This window comes from Janthinobacterium sp. ROICE36 (assembly GCF_002869965.1).
GTDB lineage: Bacteria > Pseudomonadota > Gammaproteobacteria > Burkholderiales > Burkholderiaceae_D > Janthinobacterium.
Window position 1 is genome coordinate 1 of sequence record NZ_PEBS01000100.1, and the last position, 15,167, is coordinate 15,167.

Sequence of the window (15,167 nt, forward strand, 5' to 3'; positions counted from 1 at the left end):
CGCAAAACTTCTGCGTTATTCGCTCCTGCCTCGACACGCTACGGAAACAAGGCCATGGCATGCTCGCCGTCTTGCAACGCGCCTTCGCTGGAAACCCGATTCAGCCAGCCCCCGGCTGAACAGTTACAAATCACCAACGTTGATGCATTACATCTTGATGCCGGTATGCAAAGCGGCAATGCCTGCCGTCAAATTGTAGTACTGCACGCGCTCCAGGCCCGCAGTTTCCATCATGGTCTTCAACGTTTCCTGGTCCGGGTGCATGCGGATCGACTCTGCCAGGTAGCGATAGCTTTCCGCGTCGCCGGCGATTTTCTGTCCGAACCACGGCAAGACCGAGAACGAATACAGGTCATACGGCTTTTGCAGCGGTGCGGCCACCTTGGAAAATTCCAGCACCAGCAGCTTGCCGCCCGGTTTCAGCACGCGGCGCATTTCCGCCAGCGCCACATCCTTGTGCGTCATGTTGCGCAGGCCAAAGGCCACGCTGACACGGTCAAAATAGTTATCGGGAAAGGGCAGTTTCTCCGCATCACACAACAAGGTAGGGGTGAGCAAGCCGCGATTCAAGAGGCGGTCGCGGCCCACGCGCAACATCGATTCATTGATATCGGTCAACCAGACTTCGCCGGTGGGGCCCGCCTGCTTGGCAAACGCCTTCGACAGGTCGCCCGTGCCGCCGGCGATGTCGAGCACCTTGAAGCCGGGGCGCACGCCCGCGTTGGCAATCGTAAACGTCTTCCAAAGACGGTGCAGTCCGCCCGACATCAAGTCGTTCATCACGTCGTATTTGGCAGCGACGGAATGGAACACCTTGGCGACTTCGCGCACTTTGTCGTCTTCTGCAACTGTTTTGTATCCGAAATGGGTCGTATTGGTCATAGTAGGCAGTCTGTTTGAACTTGCATGCATTATACAAGCGGCAGGCGCATTTCCCCCTGACGCCGGAGAAGGTATTGCCTTTCCACTGCATTCGAAGCCAGCATTGCCGCCCGGGCATACGCCGCCAGCGCCGCCGGCCGGTCGCCCTGGCGGCGCAGCAAGTCGGCCCTGGCCGCATGCAGATAATGCGATTGCGCCAGGCTGGGCACGGTTTCCAGCCGCTCCAGCCACGCCAGGCCGTGTGCGGCACCATGCGCCATGGCACAGGCAATCACCGCATTGAGCAAGACCAGCGGTTCCGGCTTGTGCCGCAGCAAGGCGCCATACAGAGCGCTGATCTGGCGCCAGTCCGTCTGGCTGGCCACAGCCGCCGTGGCGTGCAAGGCGGCAATGGCCGCCTGCAACTGATATGGCCCCGGAGAACGCGCCGGCAAGGCCAGCGCCAGCATGGCCAGTCCCTCGGCGATCAAGTCACGCTGCCACAGGCACCGGTCCTGTTCTTCCAGGGTCAGCAACTGGCCTTCGGACGAGAGGCGGGCCGGGCCGCGCGACGCCTGCAGCAGCAGCAAGGCCAATAGCCCCTGCACTTCTGGCTGGCCCGGCAGCAAGGCGTCGAGCAGCCGCCCCAGGCGCAGCGCTTCCGCGCACAGGTCCGCGCGCAGCAGGCTATCGCCGCAGCTGGCGCAATAGCCTTCGCTGAACACCAGATAGATGACATGCAGCACTTGCGCCAGCCGTTGCGGCCAGTCTAGCGCCGGCGGCAACTCGAAGGGAATGCGCGCTTCGGCGATCTTGCGTTTGGCGCGCAATAGCCGCTGCGACAAGGCCGCTTCGGCCAGGCCGAAGGCGTGCGCGATCTCGGCCGTGGACAAGCCACACAGGGTGCGCAGGGCCAGCGCCACCTGCGCCTCGGGCGCCAGCGCGGGATGGCAGCAGATGAACAGCAGGCGCAAACGGTCGTCCTCGATGGCGTGCGCGTCCTCGTCCATGGCGGCCGGCAGACTCGACAGCACAGCCTCGGCCTCGATGATGCTCTTGCCCGCGCGGCGCACGTGATCGAGGCCTGCGTTGCGCGCCGCAGAACTGAGCCAGGCGGCGGGATTATCGGGTATGCCCGTGCGCGGCCACAGTTCCAGCGCCTTGCGGCACGCTTCCTGCAACACATCTTCCGCCAGGCCCAGGTCGCCGAAACGCCGCATCAGGCCGGCCAGCACCCTGCCCCGCTCCTGGCGAAAGACGTGCTCGACGGCAGACAGGGCGTCGCCGGCCATGCTCAAGCCGTAACGGGCCGCACTTCGATGGTGCCCAGGGAGGCTACCGGACAACGCGCAGCCCAGGCCAGCGCCTCGTCCAGGTGGGCGCAGGCTAGCAGGTAGTAGCCGCCCAGCTGCTCCTTGGTTTCCGCGAACGGCCCATCCGTGATGACGGGCTTGCCATTTTGCACACGCACGCTGGTGGCGCTGCCCACGGGCGCCAGCTCGGCCCCGCCGCGCAGCACGCCAGCCGCCTCCAGCGCTTGCGTATAGCTGGCAAAGTCGGCCATCAGGCTGGCCATCTGGCCCTCTTCCATGGCGGCATAGCGCGCCTCGTCGGCGTAGATCAGGATCAGGTATTCCATAGTCTCCTCCAAAAGAAAAAATGCCCGCAAGCGCGGGCATTCATACGACGAACGGGGCGGCGGCAATCCGACAAGATTACCGCATTATTTCTGATTAATGCTTGTGGCCGCAGCTAGGGCCATGCACGTGGCCGGAAGATTGCTTGACCGTCATGTCCGCCTTGGCGTCGCGGCCGCTGTCGCCGGGGTAGCCGGCCGCCGCCAGGCGGTCCAGGTAATCCTGCCACAGGGTCGCTTGTTGGGTGCCCAGCTTGTACAGATAAGCCCAGGTGTACAGGCCGGAATTGTGGCCATCGCTAAAGGTCGGCTGCACGGCGTAGTTGCCGACCGGTTCCAGGCCCGTGATGCCCACCAGGCGCTTTCCTAACTGCAAGGTTTCCTGGCCCTTGCCATGGCCCTGCACTTCGGCCGACGTTGAATACACGCGCAGGTACTCAAACGGCAACGCAAATGTGCTGCCATCGTCGAACGCCACGTCGAGCACGCGCGACTGGTTGTGCACGGTCAAGCCGGTCGGTTGGGGTGTTGCTGTTTTTTCAGTCATGACAATACTTTATGCGGATAAACGTTGAATGATGGCGTCGCGCAGTGCCGGCAACAGGGCGCGGCGCGCGGCCAGCACGGCGGGCGCCGTCTCGCGCTGAATCACCGCCCAGCTGGGGTTCGGGAAGTGCGCATCGTCGCGGTAGCGGGGAATCACGTGCCAGTGCACATGCGGCGTCATGTTGCCGAAACTGGCCAGATTGACCTTTTCCGGCTGCATGACTTCACGCACGGCCAACTCGACTTGCCACACGACTTCCATGACATAGTTGCGCTCGCCGGGCGTGAGATCCGTCATTTCCTTCACGTGCTTGTTCCAGATCACGCGGCAAAAACCAGGATATGCAGGGTCGTCGACGGCCACCACGCACAAGCGTTCGCTGCGCCACAGCAAGGCCTCACAGCCCTGCTTGTTGGCAAAGCCATCGAGCAACTGACACAGATCGCAGGTCACACGAGCACCCGTTCGATGCCGCCGTCATTGGCGCGTTTCACGTAATCGGGCATCCAGTTCTCTCCCAGCAAGTGTTTGGCGATCTCGACGACGATGTAGTCGGCCGTCGTGCCCGAATCGTCATTGTAGCGCTTCAAGCCTTGCAAGCACGACGGGCAGCTGGTGAGGATTTTCACTTCGCCCGTGAAACCGTCGCCGCGCAGCTTGTCAGCGCCCTTGACCATCTCTTCTTCCTTGCGGAAACGCACTTGCGTGGAAATGTCCGGGCGCGTGACGGCCAGCGAACCCGATTCGCCGCAGCAACGGTCATTCTTCTCGATCTTCACGTTATCCACCGTGCTGATCAGGGAATTGATGGTCTTGCCCGATTCCTGCAGCTTCATCGGGTTGTGGCATGGCTCGTGATACATATAGCGCGTGCCATTGACGCCTTCCAGCTTGACGTTTTTCTCCAGTAAATACTCATGGATATCCATGATGCGGCAGCCGGGGAAAATCTTTTCAAACTGGTAGGTGGCCAGCTGGTCATAACAGGTGCCGCACGAGACGAGCACCGTCTTGATGTCCAGGTAATTGAGCGTGTTGGCCATGCGGTGGAACAGGACGCGGTTATCCGTCATCATTTTCTCGGCCTTGTCGAACTCGCCGGCGCCCCGTTGCGGATAACCGCAGCACAGGTAGCCCGGCGGCAAGACCGTTTGCACGCCCACTTCCCACAGCATCGCTTGCGTGGCCAGGCCCACTTGCGAGAACAGCCGTTCCGAACCGCAACCGGGGAAGTAAAACACGGCTTCCGTATCGGCCGTGGTCGTCTTCGGATTGCGGATGATCGGGATCACCTTGTCGTCTTCGATGTCGAGCAGCGCGCGCGCCGTTTTCTTCGGCAGGTTGCCCGGCATCTTTTTATTGATGAAATGGATCACCTGCGCCTTGACCGGTGGTTTGCCTGTCGATGGCGGCGGCGCCTTGGTCTGCTTCTTGGCAAATTTCTTCAATAAATCGTGGCCCAGGCGCTGCGCCTTGTAGCCCCAGTCGATCATGACCTTGCGCGTGGCGTTGATGGTCACGGGATCGGTGGCGTTGAGGAACAGCATCGTCGCCTTGGTGCCCGGATTGAAGCTCTTCTTGTCCATCTTGCGCAGCAAATTGCGCATATTCATCGACACGTCGCCGAAGTCGATGTTGACCGGACAGGGCGTGACGCATTTATGGCAGACCGTGCAGTGGTCGGCCACGTCCTCGAACTCTTCCCAATGCTTGATGGAAATACCGCGCCGCGTCTGCTCTTCGTACAGGAAGGCTTCGATCAGCGAGGACGTCGCCAATATCTTGTCGCGTGGCGAGTACAGCAAGTTGGCGCGCGGCACGTGGGTCGCGCACACGGGTTTGCACTTACCGCAGCGCAAGCAATCCTTGACGCTGTCGGCGATGGCGCCGATATCGCTTTGCTGCATGATCAGCGATTCGTGACCCATCAGGCCGAACGATGGCGTGTAAGCATTGCGCAAGTCGGCGCCCAGTCCCGGCAAGTTCAGCAATTTGCCTTTATTGAAACGGCCTTCCGGGTCGATGCGCTGCTTATAGCTGCGGAACTCGCCGATTTCTTCTTCCGTCAAAAATTCCAGCTTGGTGATGCCGATACCGTGTTCGCCGGAAATGACGCCATTCAGCGAGCGGGCCAGTATCATGATGCGGCCCACGGCGGCGTGGGCATCTTGCAGCATGTCGTAGTTGTCCGAGTTGACGGGCAAGTTCGTGTGCACGTTGCCGTCACCCGCATGCATGTGCAGCGCGACAAACACGCGGCTACGCAAGATGCGCGCATGGATGGCCGTCGCCTCGTCGAGTATCAATTTGAAGGCGGCGCCATTGAAGATCTGGCGCAGCTGCGCGCGAATCTCTTGCTTCCAGGTAATGCGCACGGTGCGGTCCTGCACCACGTCGAACAGGGTGGCGGTCGGCTGCGTTTCCAGGCGTGCATCGAACACGGGCAGCAAACGCTCCATGCCCAGCTCGGCCAACTCGCCCTTCACGTCCGCCAGCGGACGGTCCAGCTGGGCCAGCAGATAGGTCCAGCGTGCCGTGACTTGCGCCAGCAACTGCTGCGCCTGCTCGGCGCGGTCGCCCAGCATTTCCGCGTCGTCGACCCGGTCGTCCGACGCATCGTCGCTCTTGCCAATTGGCAAGTTACCCTTGAAAAAGAATTCACTCAGGGCATCGGCCAGCTGCAATTTATTCTTGATCGACAGCTCGATATTGATGCGCTCGATACCATCCGTGTATTCGCCCATGCGATTCAGGGGAATCACCACGTCTTCATTGATCTTGAACGCGTTGGTGTGCTTGGCGATCGCCGCCGTGCGGGCGCGATCGAGCCAGAACTTTTTGCGCGCTTCCGGGCTGACGGCAACAAAGCCTTCACCCACGCGGGTGTTGGCGATGCGCACCACTTCCGACGCCGCTTGCGCGACGGCATTTTCATCGTCGCCGACGATGTCGCCAAACAGGGCCATCTTCGGCAGCACGCCCCGTTTCGACTTGGTGGCGTAGCCGACGGCGCGCAGATAGCGCTCGTCCAGATGTTCCAGGCCCGCCAGGCGAATGCTCGTGTATTGCTCGCCCTTGGCCGGCAAGCCATCGAGGTAATCCTTGATTTCCACGATCGACGGGATCGCATCGCGCGCCTGGCCAAAGAATTCCAGGCAGACGGTGCGGGCGAATTTCGGCATCTTGTGCAAGATCCAGCGCGCCGAGGTGATGAGACCGTCGCAACCTTCTTTCTGGATGCCCGGCAAGCCGGCGAGGAATTTATCCGTCACGTCCTTGCCCAGGCCCTCTTTACGGAACTTGCGGCCAGGAATTTCCAGGATTTCCGTCTTGAACGGCGCGTTCGGTTTCGTCGCGTCGCGCGTGCTTGGGTGACGCCATTCCAGCTGGAAACGTGCCAGTGCGATATCGTGGATCTTGCCCAGGTTATGGTCGAGGCGCGTGACATCGAGCCAGTCGCCGTTCGGGTCGACCATGCGCCACGAAGCCAGGTTGTCCAGCGCCGTGCCCCACAGCACGGCCTTCTTGCCGCCCGCATTCATGGCGACATTGCCGCCGATGCAAGAAGCGTGCGCCGAGGTCGGGTCGACGGCGAACACGAAGCCGGCCTTTTCTGCCGCTTCCGATACCTTGTTCGTGATCACGCCCGCGCCCGAATTGATCGTCGCGTATTCATGCGTGAGGCCCGGCAAGACCGTCATTTCCACGGCGCCCAGGGTAATCAGTTTTTCCGTGTTGATAACGGCCGACATCGGCGTCAGGGGAATCGCGCCGCCCGTGTAGCCCGTGCCGCCGCCGCGCGGGATGATGGTCAGTCCCAGCTCGATGCAGCCTTTCACCAGGCCAGCCATTTCGTCTTCCGTATCGGGCGTCAGGACGACGAACGGGTATTCGACGCGCCAGTCGGTGGCGTCCGTCACGTGCGACACGCGCGTCATGCCGTCGAAGCGCACATTGTGTTTTTCCGTGTAGCGGCCCAGCACCTTGACCGTGCGCTTGCGCAAGTCATAGGTTTTGCGGAATTCGTCGCCGAAGTCGGCCACGGCCTTGCTGGCCGCTTTCAGCAACAGTTCCACGTTGGCGCTGCGCGCCTTGGCCGCTTCCGGCGCTTCGCCACTGACCGCGACATCGTCGCCGGCCGCATCGATGCCCAGGCGGCGCTTGTCGACTTCGGCCAGGCGGTGATGCAAGGCATCGATCAAGCCCTGGCGGCGCTTCGGATTGTCGAGCAAGTCATCCTGCAGGTAGGGGTTGCGGCGCACCACCCAGATATCGCCCAGCACCTCGTACAGCATGCGGGCCGAACGGCCCGTCTGGCGGGCGCCGCGCAGCTCGTCGAGCAGGCGCCAGGAGTCCTCCCCCAACAGGCGTATGACGATCTCGCGATCGGAAAACGATGTGTAGTTATACGGGATTTCGCGCAGGCGGCTTGCTGCGGGACCATTCGGCGTTTCTGCCAGTAAAGCTTGGAGTTGTGCGGGAGCGTTCATGGAGTGTGGTGACGATGTGGACTGGACCCTAAAGGATCATTTTATCTTATTGCGCCGCACCATGCGGGAACAGCCTTAGCCCGCCTAAGGTTTAAGCACCTCACCCACTACCATAGCAAATATGGGAAAGCTTACTTTTACATGAATAAAAAATCAGTTTTTATGATTTTTTGGCGTAAAAATGCCAAGAATCGGACTCAGCCACAAACTATCAAGCTGCCCAAAAATAGGGCAAACTGGCGTTGCAATACACATGATCCGGCATCGCCATCACGCCAGCATTTGTCCGATCCGGTGCCATACGCCATCGGGCACGTACAACAGCAAGCCCGTCATGGTCAGATAGCGCGCGCACTTGCCGATGGCCATGTAGGCCACACTGGGCCAGAACGGCAGCTTGAGCCAGCCCGACAAGGTGCACAGGGGGTCGCCCACGACGGGCAGCCAGGCCAGCAGCATGGTCTTGGCGCCATAGCGGGCCAGCCAGCGGAACCAGCGCGTGTCGCGCTCCTTGGCAAATGCCTGCTTGGCACGGTAGCCCATCCAGTAGTCGACGATGCCGCCCAGGGTATTGCCCAGGGTGGCGACGCCGATGACGGCCCAGAACAGCGCGGGATTGGCCTTGATGACGGCAAATACGGCCGGTTCCGAGCCGAGCGGCAACAAGGTGGCGGAAATAAAGCTGATCAGAAAGACCGATGTCAGCCCCACTTCCGGCGCTGCGATCAGCTGCAGCAGCCAGGCGATTGCGGATTCGATCATGGAACACTTCGCGATGCAGTAAGGCTCTCCATTATAATGAAGAGCAGCTTGCGCGCCGCACAATCCGCGCCGACCAGCCAGGGCTCACCGGCCCCTAGTTCCACAGAGCATTATTTGTCGCCAGGCTATCCGCCGCCGCGCCGCCGCTATCGACCGACACGCTCCAGACCCTTTCTGGCCCAGAATCACTTGCTAGCAGACTATGAACATCGACTACCTCAAGAAAATCCTGACCGCCCGCGTCTATGACGTCGCCACCGAAACGCCGTTGGAACTGGCCCCTGCCCTGTCGCAGCGCCTGAACAACCAGATTTACTTCAAACGCGAAGACATGCAGAGCGTGTTCAGCTTCAAGATTCGCGGCGCCTACAACAAGATGGCCCAGCTCAGCGATGCGGAACGCAAGCGCGGCGTCATCTGCGCCTCGGCCGGCAACCATGCCCAGGGCGTGGCCCTGTCGGCCGCGCGCATGGGCTGCCGCGCCGTCATCGTCATGCCCACCACCACGCCGCCCGTCAAGATCGACGCCGTCAAGGCGCGCGGTGGCGTGCATGTGCAAATCGTGCTGCACGGCGAGTCTTACACGGATGCCTATAACCACGCGCTGACCCTGGAAAAAGAACAGAAACTGACCTTCGTGCACCCGTTCGACGATCCGGACGTGATCGCCGGCCAGGGCACGATCGGCATGGAGATTCTGCGCCAGCATTCCGGCCCCATCCACGCCATCTTCGTCGCCATCGGCGGTGGCGGCCTGATCGCCGGCGTGGCTGCGTATGTGAAACAGATTCGCCCCGACATCAAGATCATCGGCGTGCAAACAGTCGATTCGGATGCCATGGCACGCTCGCTGAAAGCGGGCGAACGCGTCACCCTGCCCGATGTGGGGCTGTTTTCGGACGGCACGGCCGTGCGCCTGGTGGGCGAGGAAACCTTCCGTTTGGCGCAGCAATATGTCGATGAAGTCATCATCGTCGACACGGACGCCATCTGCGCCGCCATCAAGGATGTGTTTACCGATACGCGCTCGATCCTGGAACCGGCCGGCGCACTGGCCATCGCGGGCGCCAAAGCCTACGTGGAGCGGGCCAGCCTGAGCAAGCACCCCATCGTCAACCAGACGCTGGTCACCATCGCCTGCGGCGCCAACATGAATTTCGACCGCCTGCGCTTCGTTGCCGAGCGTGCCGATCTGGGCGAGTTTCGCGAAGCCGTGTTTGCCGTCACCATGCGCGAACAGCGGGGCAGCTTCAAGCGTTTCTGCTCGCTCATCGGCGCGCGCAACGTGACGGAATTTAATTACCGCATCAGCGATGAGAAAGCCGCGCACGTGTTCGTCGGCATTCAAATTGCCGACAGGCATGAATCGAGCGTGCTGGCGAAGACTTTCGAGGAACACGAATTCAAGACGCTCGACCTGACGCACGACGAGCTGGCCAAGTCGCACATCCGCCATCTGGTCGGTGGCAAGAGCCGCCTGGCGCAGGATGAGCTGCTGTACCGTTTTGAATTCCCCGAGCGCCCCGGTGCGCTGATGCGCTTCCTCGACAGCATGGCGCCAAACTGGAATATTTCCCTGTGCCATTACCGCAGCCAGGGCGGCGACGTGGGCCGCATCCTGATCGGCCTGCAAGTGCCACCCGACGAGATGGGGGAATTCGCCCGCTTCCTCGACACCCTGGGCTACCGTTACTGGGATGAAAGCAGCAATCCTGTGTATAAGCTGTTTTTAGGTTAAGCGTCAGCTCCCAACGGCGGCTACTCGCCGTTGGGGGAATTAGGCTACCATGCGTGCTTGACTGAATTCACGCCACACGACCATGACCACCACCAACGACCTCGCCGAACTGTCGCCCCTGGGCAAAAGCTCCGCCTACCGCAGCGATTACGCGCCGGAATTGCTGTTTCCGATTCCCCGCCAGGGCAAGCGCGATGAGCTGGAATTGCACGGCACACTGCCGTTCTTTGGCCTCGATATCTGGAATGCCTACGAACTGTCGTGGCTGAACCAGCGCGGCAAGCCGCAAGTGGCCATTGCCAAGGTCAGCGCGCCGGCCGATTCGCCGAACATCATCGAATCGAAATCGTTCAAGCTGTACCTGAACTCGTTCAACCAGACCAAACTGGACAGCCCGGATGCGCTGCTGGCCCTGCTCAAGCAGGATTTGTCGAACGGCTTTGGCGCGCCCGTGCAAGTGGAACTGACCTTGCAGGAAGATTTCGGCAAGCTGAAAATGGGCGAATTCGATGGCGTGCTGCTCGACCGCCTGGACCTGGAAATCACGCAATACTCGCCTTCGCCGCAACTCTTGAAGGCAGCGCTGGACGAAGCACCGGTGGAAGAAAAACTCGTCTCGCACTTGCTCAAATCAAATTGCCTGGTGACGGGCCAGCCGGACTGGGGCAGCGTGCAGATCGCGTATGCAGGGCCACAGATCGACCAGGAAAGCCTGCTGCGCTACCTGATCGGTTTTCGCGAACACAATGAATTCCACGAGCAATGCGTGGAGCGCATCTTTGTCGATATCTTGCGCCAGTGCAAGCCGCAAAAACTGTCCGTGTATGCGCGCTATACGCGCCGCGGTGGCCTCGATATCAATCCCTGGCGCAGCAACTACAGCACGGGCGCGCTGCCGGGCAACCTGCGTAATGCACGCCAGTAATACCAAGCAACACCACGCAACACCACAAAACCATGCCAACAGGAATGTTGGCTGTGTTTTAAAACAACGTTACAGTAGTGCCCCAGTGCATGTCAAAGACGCTGAAAAATCGGAAAATCGGCATTCGGCGGCGGAAAAACCGGCGCGCTGCGTGTTTTTAATCAAGAAATAGCCGATACACTCCAGTGTTGGTTTTTTGCCATAACGATGGCGACATGGGCTGTAGCGCCTACTGCGCCCGCAGCGGGCGTATACTGTTGAGAATTGGGGTTACAGGCCGCGGAAACAGGCCTATAATTCGGCTCGCAAGCCCTCTGCGCATTGCACCATTTCATTGAGTGTCATGACTAATCTTAGCAAAATACTATCCCTCGAAAACGTCCTGCTGGACCTGGAAGTCTCCAGTAAGAAGCGTGCCTTCGAGCAAGCCGGCCTGATCTTCGAAAACAATTACGGCATCGCCCGCTCTACCGTGTCGGACAATCTGTTTGCCCGCGAACGCCTGGGCTCGACAGGTCTGGGCCATGGCGTGGCCGTGCCGCATGGCAGGGTCAAGGGCAGCAAAACCTTGAAAGCGCCACTGGGTGCCTTCGTGCGCCTGGCCGAACCGATTCCCTTCGAGTCGCCCGATGGCAAGCCCGTGAATCTGCTGTTTTTCCTGCTGATTCCCGATCATGTCACCCAGCAACATCTGGAAATTTTGTCGGAAATCGCCGAAATGTTTTCCGACGATGCCTTCCGCACGGCGCTGGCCACGGATCTGGAGCCGAAATCCGTGCATTCGCGCATCGTCAATTGGCAACCCAGTCTGCAAGCGGCGGGTTAAACTTCAGGTATTCCTCCACTCCTGAAGAAGACTGCCATGTTGCAAACGCCGCTGACGATACAACGCCTGTACGACGATAATCGTGAAAGTCTGCAACTGGGCTGGTTCGCCGGCTTCCCCGGCGGCGAACGCCTGATCTCGGGCGATGTCTCGTCAGCCGCCGACCAGGTAGGCCACTTGAACCTGATCCATCCGGGCCGCATCCAGGTCTTCGGCCACCAGGAAATCAATTACTACCAGCGCCTGAAGGTCAATACGCGCACCCACGTGATCGGCGAGCTGATCGCCGGCGGCCCGCCCGCGCTGATCATCGCGCAGGGGCTGGAAACCCCGCCCGACATCCTCGCCATCTGCGACGAGCAAAACATTCCCCTGTTCTCCACCCCGCTGCCTGCCGCGCAAGTGATCGACTTCCTGCGCGTCTACCTGTCGAAAAAGTTGGCGCAGCGCATCATCATGCATGGCGTGTTCATGGACGTGCTGGGCGTCGGCGTGCTGATCACGGGCGACTCCGGCCTGGGCAAGAGCGAGCTGGGCCTGGAACTGATCTCGCGCAGCCACGGCCTGGTGGCCGATGACGCCGTGGAATTTTCGCGCATCGCGCCGAACATGATCGAAGGCCGCTGCCCGCCCCTGCTGCAAAACCTGCTGGAAGTGCGCGGCCTGGGTTTACTCGACATCAAGGCCATCTTTGGCGAAACGGCCGTGCGCCGCAAGATGCGCTTGAAACTGATCGTGCACCTGGTGCGCCGCAATGCGCTGGAAGAAGAAGTCGAGCGCCTGCCCTTCCTGTTCCCCACGGAAGACGTGCTCGGCTTGCCCGTGCGCAAAGTCGTCATCCCCGTGGCCGCCGGCCGCAACATCGCCGTGCTGCTGGAAGCGGCCGTGCGCAACACGATTCTGCAGTTGCGCGGCATCGACACTTTGCAGGAGTTCATGGAAAGACAAAGACTTGCAATGAGCGGTGACTAGTCTGCCGTAACGCCAAGCCGGCACACGATCCCTGCACCTGCATTTTGCATAAGCAACACTACAGTCAAAATTGCAATAATTTGTAAAGATCATTGCCTCGGGAGCGCAGTGCCGGTCTTTATTGTATGATCGGCCTATGCATATCGTCCTTATCACCGGAATATCCGGCTCCGGTAAATCCGTCGCGCTCAATGTGCTGGAAGATACCGGCTACTATTGTGTCGACAACTTGCCACCGGCCTTGCTGCCCAGTTTGGTGCAAACGCTGCTCGACGAAGGGACGCCGCAACTGGCCGTCGCCGTCGATGCGCGCAGTGCCGAGTCGCTGACCAGTCTGCCACACAATGTGGCGCTGCTGCGCGATCAGGGGCACGACGTCAAAGTCATGTTCTTGACGGCGACCACGCATTCGCTGGTGGCGCGGTTCTCCGAAACACGGCGCAGCCATCCCCTGTCGCACGAATTGCGTCCGAATCAGAATCCAGCCAGCCGCCGCACCTTGATCGAATGCATCTCGGAAGAGCGCGAACGCCTGTCTGCCATCGAACAGCTGGGCCATGTGATCGACACCTCGGAACTGAGCGCCAACAAATTGCGCGCCTGGATCAAGGATATCGTCGCCTCCGAACGCGCCCCGCTGACCCTGTTCTTCGAATCGTTCGCCTTCAAGCTGGGCGTGCCGCTGGACGCCGATTTCGTCTTCGACGTGCGGGCCTTGCCCAATCCCTATTACGATCTGGCGCTGCGCCCGCTCGACGGACGCGACGCGCCCGTGATCGCCTTCCTCGACGCGCAGCCCAGCGCGCTGGAACTGCTGGCCGACATTCGCGCCTTCATCGAGAAATGGTTGCCGTCATTCAAGTCCGACAACCGCAGCTACCTGACGGTGGCGCTGGGCTGCACGGGCGGCCAGCACCGCTCCGTGTACATGGCGGAACGGCTGGCGCAGTATTTCGGGCCGAACGAACAGGTCGTGCTGCGCCACCGCGAGCGCACTTAATTAGTCGAGGTGGCGCAGCGGATGCGCTTGCGCCGGCCAGACGGGGGCAAAGAAGCGCGCCACCATGGCTGCGTCGACCTCGTCCAGGCTGGCGGGCTGCCAGCGCGGCGCATTGTCCTTGTCGACCACCAGCGCGCGCACGCCCTCGAGCAATTCGCCATGCTCGAAATTGTGGCGCACCACCGTGCGCTCCATGCGCAGGCAATCGGCCACGCCCAGACGGGCGCTCCGCTGCAGCAATTCCAGTGTCACCGACATCATCAGCGGCGAACGCAGGCGCATGGCCGCCAGCGCCTTGCCGGCGAACGCGCTGTCGTCCTGCGCCAGCGAAGCCATGATGGCGGCCAACGAAGGGGCGCTGAAGTGATGGTCCAGCGCCGCGCGCGCCGTAGCCAGGGAAGAAGCGCCCGCCTCGGCGTGGAACGGCGCCGCCAGCGCCTTGATGGCGACCGGCAAGGCCTCGCCCGGCGTCGATTCGAACAGGGCCAGCAGCGCCCCCATCTGCGCCACGGGCAGGTACACATCGGCCAGGCCCGTGTACAAGGCATCGGCCGCGTTGATCGTCAGGCCTGTCAAGCCCAGGTACAAACCCAGCTGGCCCGCCAAGCGGGAAAGAAAGTAACTGCCGCCCACGTCGGGGAACAAGCCAATATTGACTTCCGGCATGGCCATGCGCGTGCGGCCCGTGACGATGCGCAGGCGGTTGCCAGGCCCGGCTTGCGCCACGCCCATGCCGCCGCCCATGACCACCCCATCCATCACGGCAATATACGGTTTCGGATAGAAATGAATCACGTGATTTAAGGCGTATTCTTCCGTAAAGAAATCTTCCAGTTGGGCACTGCCGCCTTGCGGCGTGGCCAGGCCCGCATCGTAAAAAAAACGGATGTCGCCGCCGGCGCACAGGGCTTTTTCGCTGCTGGAGCGAATGACGACGGCGTCCACCTGCGGATCGTCGCGCCAGGCCAGCAAGGCCGCGCTCAGGGCACGCACCATCTCCAGCGACAGGGAATTCAAGGCTTTCGGGCGGTCGAGCACGATGTGGCCCGTGCGGTTGCGGATGGAGGTCTGGACGAAGTCGCTCATGGCAAAATGAAAAGGAGTGAAAGTGCGAACATTCTAGCGCCTGCACGGGGAACATTGCGTTCGGATGGCAGGTTGACGGGCGCAAAAAAGGGCGCAATGTGCGCCCTTAGTTGATCACAAGCGGTCGAAAGTCGCAGGCCGTAGAACACGTGGAAAAACCGTAGCGAGCGGATGTGACTTGTGGCTGAGAAGCGGAGTGCTGTGGTCAAGTAATTTCGGACACCGCGATAGGTTCGCGTGCTGTCATTTTTCGTTCATAGGCGGCGGGAGACAGATTGCCCAACGCTGAATTGATGCGCTTGCAGTTGTAAAAGCCGACGATGT

13 protein-coding genes are annotated in these 15,167 nt (G+C 61.0%); 5 read left to right on the forward strand and 8 right to left on the reverse strand.

Features of this window, described 5'->3' with window-relative positions; all coding sequences use genetic code 11:
* Positions 1–147: 147 nt before the first annotated feature.
* From ubiE to CSZ94_RS25125, 7 genes are all read right to left on the reverse strand, one after another.
* Positions 148–882, reverse strand: a complete 735-nt coding sequence (ubiE, locus tag CSZ94_RS25095) for a bifunctional demethylmenaquinone methyltransferase/2-methoxy-6-polyprenyl-1,4-benzoquinol methylase UbiE (RefSeq protein ID WP_034753359.1) — start codon at positions 880–882, stop codon at positions 148–150.
* Between the two features lie 29 nt (positions 883–911).
* Entirely contained in the window at positions 912–2,153 is a 1,242-nt protein-coding gene (locus CSZ94_RS25100) for an RNA polymerase sigma factor (RefSeq protein WP_102124014.1), read from the reverse strand.
* 2 nt (positions 2,154–2,155) lie between these two features.
* Positions 2,156–2,500: a YciI family protein gene (locus CSZ94_RS25105; protein WP_102124015.1), complete on the reverse strand. Its 345-nt coding sequence runs from the start codon at positions 2,498–2,500 to the stop codon at positions 2,156–2,158.
* A gap of 94 nt (positions 2,501–2,594) precedes the next feature.
* Positions 2,595–3,044 (reverse strand): gamma-butyrobetaine hydroxylase-like domain-containing protein, encoded by a 450-nt coding sequence (locus CSZ94_RS25110; RefSeq protein ID WP_102124016.1) that lies wholly within the window; start codon positions 3,042–3,044, stop codon positions 2,595–2,597.
* 9 nt (positions 3,045–3,053) lie between these two features.
* Positions 3,054–3,497, reverse strand: coding sequence for an HIT family protein (locus tag CSZ94_RS25115; protein WP_102124017.1), 444 nt, complete (start codon positions 3,495–3,497; stop codon positions 3,054–3,056).
* Positions 3,494–7,534, reverse strand: coding sequence for a DUF3683 domain-containing protein (locus CSZ94_RS25120; RefSeq protein ID WP_102124018.1), 4,041 nt, complete (start codon positions 7,532–7,534; stop codon positions 3,494–3,496). Before CSZ94_RS25120 ends, CSZ94_RS25115 begins: the two co-directional genes overlap by 4 nt.
* 270 nt (positions 7,535–7,804) lie before the next feature.
* A complete protein-coding gene (locus tag CSZ94_RS25125) occupies positions 7,805–8,296 on the reverse strand; it encodes a YqaA family protein (protein WP_102124019.1) in 492 nt (163 codons plus the stop codon).
* A 202-nt stretch (positions 8,297–8,498) separates the two neighbouring features.
* Between CSZ94_RS25125 and ilvA the strand changes: the two genes are divergently transcribed.
* From ilvA to rapZ, 5 genes are all read left to right on the forward strand, one after another.
* Positions 8,499–10,034: a threonine ammonia-lyase, biosynthetic gene (gene ilvA, locus CSZ94_RS25130; protein ID WP_102124020.1), complete on the forward strand. Its 1,536-nt coding sequence runs from the start codon at positions 8,499–8,501 to the stop codon at positions 10,032–10,034.
* A gap of 82 nt (positions 10,035–10,116) precedes the next feature.
* Positions 10,117–10,959, forward strand: coding sequence for an NADPH-dependent 7-cyano-7-deazaguanine reductase QueF (gene queF / locus CSZ94_RS25135; protein WP_102124021.1), 843 nt, complete (start codon positions 10,117–10,119; stop codon positions 10,957–10,959).
* Positions 10,960–11,302: 343 nt separating this feature from the next.
* Complete coding sequence (locus tag CSZ94_RS25140) at positions 11,303–11,785, forward strand: PTS sugar transporter subunit IIA (RefSeq protein WP_102124022.1); 483 nt, start codon at positions 11,303–11,305, stop codon at positions 11,783–11,785.
* A gap of 36 nt (positions 11,786–11,821) precedes the next feature.
* On the forward strand, positions 11,822–12,757 hold the full coding sequence (gene hprK / locus CSZ94_RS25145; RefSeq protein ID WP_034753337.1) for an HPr(Ser) kinase/phosphatase: 936 nt from the start codon (positions 11,822–11,824) through the stop codon (positions 12,755–12,757).
* Positions 12,758–12,893: 136 nt separating this feature from the next.
* On the forward strand, positions 12,894–13,757 hold the full coding sequence (gene rapZ / locus CSZ94_RS25150; RefSeq protein ID WP_102124023.1) for an RNase adapter RapZ: 864 nt from the start codon (positions 12,894–12,896) through the stop codon (positions 13,755–13,757).
* Here the strand turns inward: rapZ and CSZ94_RS25155 are convergent, their stop codons facing one another.
* Complete coding sequence (locus CSZ94_RS25155) at positions 13,758–14,843, reverse strand: enoyl-CoA hydratase/isomerase family protein (protein WP_102124024.1); 1,086 nt, start codon at positions 14,841–14,843, stop codon at positions 13,758–13,760.
* Positions 14,844–15,167 lie beyond the last annotated feature (324 nt).

What these genes read in the sequence shown, in the direction of transcription:
- CSZ94_RS25110 (WP_102124016.1), bottom strand. Translation starts at nt 3,044, where the DNA reads ATGACTGAAAAAACAGCAACACCCCAACCGACCGGCTTGACCGTGCAC.
- CSZ94_RS25105 (WP_102124015.1), bottom strand. Translation starts at nt 2,500, where the DNA reads ATGGAATACCTGATCCTGATCTACGCCGACGAGGCGCGCTATGCCGCC.
- CSZ94_RS25140 (WP_102124022.1), top strand. Translation starts at nt 11,303, where the DNA reads ATGACTAATCTTAGCAAAATACTATCCCTCGAAAACGTCCTGCTGGAC.
- CSZ94_RS25125 (WP_102124019.1), bottom strand. Translation starts at nt 8,296, where the DNA reads ATGATCGAATCCGCAATCGCCTGGCTGCTGCAGCTGATCGCAGCGCCG.
- hprK (WP_034753337.1), top strand. Translation starts at nt 11,822, where the DNA reads ATGTTGCAAACGCCGCTGACGATACAACGCCTGTACGACGATAATCGT.
- ilvA (WP_102124020.1), top strand. Translation starts at nt 8,499, where the DNA reads ATGAACATCGACTACCTCAAGAAAATCCTGACCGCCCGCGTCTATGAC.
- queF (WP_102124021.1), top strand. Translation starts at nt 10,117, where the DNA reads ATGACCACCACCAACGACCTCGCCGAACTGTCGCCCCTGGGCAAAAGC.
- CSZ94_RS25155 (WP_102124024.1), bottom strand. Translation starts at nt 14,843, where the DNA reads ATGAGCGACTTCGTCCAGACCTCCATCCGCAACCGCACGGGCCACATC.
- rapZ (WP_102124023.1), top strand. Translation starts at nt 12,894, where the DNA reads ATGCATATCGTCCTTATCACCGGAATATCCGGCTCCGGTAAATCCGTC.
- CSZ94_RS25120 (WP_102124018.1), bottom strand. Translation starts at nt 7,534, where the DNA reads ATGAACGCTCCCGCACAACTCCAAGCTTTACTGGCAGAAACGCCGAAT.
- CSZ94_RS25100 (WP_102124014.1), bottom strand. Translation starts at nt 2,153, where the DNA reads ATGGCCGGCGACGCCCTGTCTGCCGTCGAGCACGTCTTTCGCCAGGAG.
- ubiE (WP_034753359.1), bottom strand. Translation starts at nt 882, where the DNA reads ATGACCAATACGACCCATTTCGGATACAAAACAGTTGCAGAAGACGAC.